Origin of the sequence: Arthrobacter sp. HMWF013, from assembly GCF_003061105.1 — a bacterium.
GTDB lineage: Bacteria > Actinomycetota > Actinomycetes > Actinomycetales > Micrococcaceae > Arthrobacter.
Genome location: NZ_QAIQ01000725.1, coordinates 1415 through 6100 on the forward strand (window position 1 = coordinate 1415; position 4686 = coordinate 6100).

Consider the following 4686-nt stretch of genomic DNA (forward strand, 5'->3'; position numbering starts at 1 on the left):
AGGACCGGTCCCCGCCGGTGTGGACTCGGACGGACGACGGCGGCGCTCACCGGATCGGCCGGCTGAATCGCCGGTGCCGCGGGAGCTCCGGACGCGGTCGCGGCTGGTGTCGCGGGCACCTTCGCGGGCGCCTTCGCGGCTGCCGCCGGTCCGTGTGTTGCTGTCCCGACCGCTGCTGCGGGTGTTCTTCTTGCCGGTTTCGCCCAGGTCCTCCAGGACCTCGGCATCAACGCCGGCCAGGGTGCGCTTGTTGCGGGGAAGACGCCCCTTGGTTCCCTCCGGAATATCCAGCTCTTCGTAGAGGTGGGGTGAAGAGGAGTAGGTCTCCACGGGCTCGGGGACGCTCAGGCCCAGGGCCTTGTTGATCAGGCCCCAGCGGGGCATGTCGTCCCAGTCGACGAACGTGACCGCGGTGCCCTTGTTGCCCGCGCGGCCGGTCCGGCCAACACGGTGCAGGTAGATCTTTTCGTCTTCCACGCACTGGTAATTGATCACGTGCGTGACGTCGTCGACGTCGATGCCGCGGGCGGCGACGTCGGTGGCAACGAGGACATCCACCTTATTGTTGCGGAACGCGCGGAGGGCCTGCTCGCGGGCGCCCTGGCCGAGGTCGCCGTGGATTGCTGCGGCGGCGAAGCCGCGGTCCACGAGTTCCTCTGCCACCTTGGCTGCGGTGCGCTTGGTCTTGGTGAAGATGATGGTGCGGCCGCGGCCGCGGGCCTGCAGGATACGGGCAACAACTTCGATCTTGTCCATGCTGTGGGCACGGTAGATGAGCTGGCGGATATCGCGCTTGGTGAGGCCCTCGTCGTCGGGATCGGCGGCCCGGATGTGGGTGGGCTGCGTCATGTAGCGGCGGGCCATGGCGATGACGGGGCCGGGCATGGTGGCGGAGAACAGCAGTGTCTGGCGGACCGCAGGGGTACCGGCGATGAGGGTCTCGACGTCGGGCAGGAAGCCGAGGTCCAGCATCTCGTCGGCTTCGTCGAGGATGACGATCTTGACGTTCTTCAGGCTCAGGTGCTTCTGCTTGTAGAGGTCGATCAGGCGGCCGGGGGTCCCCACCACGATCTCGACGCCCTTCTGCAGGGCTTCGACCTGGGGCTCATACGCACGGCCACCATAGATGGTGGTGATGCGGGCGTTGCGCTTGCGGGACGCAGTCTGGAGATCGTTGGCTACCTGCACGGCCAGCTCACGGGTGGGCACGATGACCAGGGCCTGGGGCGCGCCCGGGACGGCGAGCTTATCGAAGCCGGCGTCGTCCGGGCCCACTACGCGCTGCAGTGCGGGGATGCCGAAGCCGAGGGTCTTGCCGGTGCCGGTCTTGGCCTGGCCGATGATGTCGTGGCCAGACAGTGCCACCGGCAGGGTCATGGCCTGGATGGGGAAGGGGTGCGTGATCCCGGCGTCGGCCAGGGACTGCACAATATCGGCGCGGACGTTGTAGTCCGCAAAGGATTTCTCCTCGATCTCGTGCGGCTTCTCATCCGAGATGATGGTCTCTTCAGGTTCGATCGTCTCGATGCCGGCGTCGTCAGTCAGCAGCTGGTGGGTATGCAATTCACTCACAGGGGAGTTTCCTTATTCATTTGGGCATTGGCGCTGCATGCTCAACGGGCCGGCCGGGAGGCCGTTCCGGAGCACGCTCGAAGCGCGCAAGCAAATCCAGTGGAAGCCGATCGCGGGCTATCTAAATGCTGGCACTGGTGACCAACGGGTACATCTCAAGATCGCGTAGGGGCGGGCTTGTTGAATTCAAAATCAAGGAAATCAACGACCGGGCATCCATTTCTACTTCTTCAGTCTAGCCGTACCGACCCCGAATACCGGCTTTGGCCACGTCAAACCGGTGCTGGGGCTAGGCCAGCAGTTCGAAATGGACCTCACGGGTGGCGATGTCCGAGGAGATCAGGCGGACCCTGACCTTGGTGCCGGATTCCAGGTCCCCCGCACACCGGGCCGTCACAGCAGGTTCGGCAATCTGGATGACGCCTGACGGGCCGTTCCCGTTCTTACCGTTCCCGTTCCCGTTCTTGCCATTGCCGTTTTTTCCGTTCCCGTTATCCTTCTGCGGCTTGGAACCCGAAATCACAATCGCATCAAATTCCTGACCGATGTGGTTGACCAGCAGGGCAGCCTCCACCGTGTCCAGCGCCATCCGCTCCATCCGGGCTGCCAGCTGATCGGAGCCCGCCATGATCTCCGGCAGGGACGGCAGTGCTTCCCGCGCCCAGTCGGGTACAGGCCGGCCGTTGCTCAGGGCCTCGCAGATCACCAGGACAAAACGGTCGATCAGCCGCCGGAGCGGTGCCGTGGTGTGGGCGTAGGCGGCGCCGATGGCTGACTGGATGGCATCGTCCGGAACTGTTCCGTCAAATGCCGTGTAGCTGGCACCACGGAACAGCATGCCGGCGGAGTGCAGGATGGCCAGTTGCCGGGGGTCGGTCGGATCGAGGCTGCGGAGGTATTCGCCGTAGGTGATTTTTCCGTCCCACGGTCTGCCCAGGGCTTCGGTCTGGATGCGGAAATGGCGCAGTGATCTCTCGTCCGGGGCGGGCATGGTGCGCAGTATCCCCACCTTCCCGTCAAGCATGAGCTGGGCGGCGGCCATCCCTGTCATCAGGGATATCTGGGCATTCCAGTCCTCCACCGGAAGCTGGGGTGCCGCGGCAATGCGGTAGCCGCCGTCCGGCAGCTGGACGATTTCCTGCTCAGGCATGTTCAGGCTTGCCCCGCCGCGCTGGCGCTCCAGCTCGACGCGCTTCAGCCCCACTTCCTTCAGAAGCTGCAGCACCGGGTTATCCGAGCCGGCGTCCAGCTCGGCCTGGACACCCTTGTAGGAGAGCTTGGCCCGGCTGGACATCCTGGCCCGGCGGACAGCCACGGAGGAGACCTGGGCGGCGTCATCCAGTTCGAACTCCCAGACGAAGGCGGAGCAAAGCTGGCCGGCAAGCAGGCTCCCGGCTCCCTCGCTGATGACCTCCGGGTGCAGCGGGATGCGGCCGTCGGGAGCGTAGAACGTCTGGCCACGCCGGCGGGTCTCTGCGTCGAGGCCGCCTCCGGGGCGGACGAAGGACGGGACATCGGCGATGGCGTACAGGACGCGGTATCCGGCGTCGTCACGCTCAATGAACAGTGCCTGGTCAAGATCCGTGGACGATGCCGGATCGACGGTGAGGAACTCGATGTGTGTCAGGTCCGCTTCAGGCAGTTCGTGTGAGGCGACGGCGGCCTCGGCGTCCCGGACCGCCTCCTCCGGGTAGGGTCCCGGCAGCTCCAGCTCAGTCCGAAGTGCACTCAGAGCCGCTTCCAGGGCGTTGGTGTGTTCGCGGACGTAGGGAGCCAGACGATGATGTGACACAAAAATCAGACTAGCCCGATTTTCGCGGATCGTGCACGCCTTGGACCGGCCGGTGGCTGGGTTTTCAGGCAGCCGGTATCAGGCGGCACCCGCGTCCAGGGCTGCCAGGAGCGCTGCGGCCGCTGCGGCTGGATCGGAAGCCTCCGTGATGGCACGCACCACCACAATCCTGCCTGCCCCGGCAGCCACCACCTGTTCGACGTTGTCCAGATCGATTCCACCGATTGCGAACCACGGTACGGTGGCCTGCTCGCCGCCGGCCGCCCGTACCGCCTCGGCGGCGTACCGCACCAGGTCAAGGCCGACGGCGGCCCGCCCGGGCTTGGTGGGTGTGGCCCACACCGGACCGACACAGAAATAGTCCAGGCCGCCGTCGGGCGTGGACAGGGCGGACGAGAGCCGGAGGGCGCCCTCCACCTGTTCCGTGGTGTGCGTGGAAAGCCCGATCAGCCCGTTCGCACCAAGCAGCGAGCGGGCCGATGCCACCGGCAGATCCTGCTGCCCGATATGGAAGACCGGCGCGCCGGAAAGCAGCGCAATGTCCGCCCGGTCATTGACCGCCCACAGCCGCCCGTGGCGTTCGGCTGCCGCCCGGAGCACCGCCAAAAGTTCCAGTTCCTCGGCCGCCTCGATCCCCTTGTCACGGAGCTGGATGATGTCCACGCCACCGGCAAACGCCGCTTCGACGAACTCGCCAAAGTCCCCGCGGTCCCGGCGTGCATCGGTGCAGAGGTAGAGCCTGGCACTGACGGGGAGGCCGCTGGCGGGATCCGGTGTGGAGCCGGCGGCGGATGTGCTGGAAGAGGGTGCGGAAGTCACGTTCATGGAAGCCAGCCTAATTCCCCTAAACTGGGCGGGTACTGCGGGAGCCCGTAGCAGCCGTCATAAAGCTGCCGGGCTGAGAGGGCATCAGAGCCGACCGCTTGACCTGATCCGGCTAGTACCGGCGTAGGGAAGGAACCCCTTGATGCTTCACGCTGAGCAGACGATCCATGCCGACGTGGCGGTGATCGGCGGCGGAGTCGTCGGCCATTGCATTGCCTGGGAAGCGAGGCGCTCGGGCCGCTCTGTGGCCGTGATCGACGACGCCCCGGGGCAGGGCGCCAGCTGGGCGGCGGCCGGTATGCTCGCCCCGGTCAGTGAACTCCACTACCAGGAGGAAGATCTCCTCGAACTGATGCTCGAGGCGTCCAGCCTGTGGCCGGCTTTTGTGGCCGCCCTTGCGGCGGCGGGAGCCCCGGACCCCGGCTACCTGACGACGCCGACCCTCGCCGTCGGCGCGGACGCTGCCGACCGCCTGGCCCTGATGGACCTGCGTACAG

At 66.3% G+C, this 4686-nt stretch carries 4 protein-coding genes and 1 riboswitch; of the genes, 1 reads left to right on the forward strand and 3 read right to left on the reverse strand.

Annotation, left to right across the window (positions count from 1 at the left end; translation table 11 throughout):
* From DBR22_RS23300 to thiE, 3 genes are all read right to left on the reverse strand, one after another.
* The coding region (locus DBR22_RS23300; protein WP_258229430.1) for a DEAD/DEAH box helicase at positions 1–1572 on the reverse strand (1572 nt) is incomplete at its 3' end.
* Between the two features lie 289 nt (positions 1573–1861).
* Positions 1862–3364 (reverse strand): RNB domain-containing ribonuclease, encoded by a 1503-nt coding sequence (locus DBR22_RS23305; protein WP_108600921.1) that lies wholly within the window; start codon positions 3362–3364, stop codon positions 1862–1864.
* 78 nt (positions 3365–3442) lie between these two features.
* Positions 3443–4189 carry a thiamine phosphate synthase gene (thiE, locus tag DBR22_RS23310; RefSeq protein ID WP_108600922.1) on the reverse strand — a complete coding sequence of 249 codons (747 nt, stop codon included), beginning with the start codon at positions 4187–4189 and terminating at the stop codon, positions 3443–3445.
* 27 nt (positions 4190–4216) lie between these two features.
* Positions 4217–4337, forward strand: a riboswitch (TPP riboswitch).
* Here thiE and DBR22_RS23315 point away from each other — a divergent pair.
* Positions 4332–4686 (forward strand): FAD-dependent oxidoreductase (locus DBR22_RS23315; protein WP_146187649.1); only part of this gene is annotated, 355 nt, incomplete at its 3' end. (Overlaps the previous riboswitch by 6 nt.)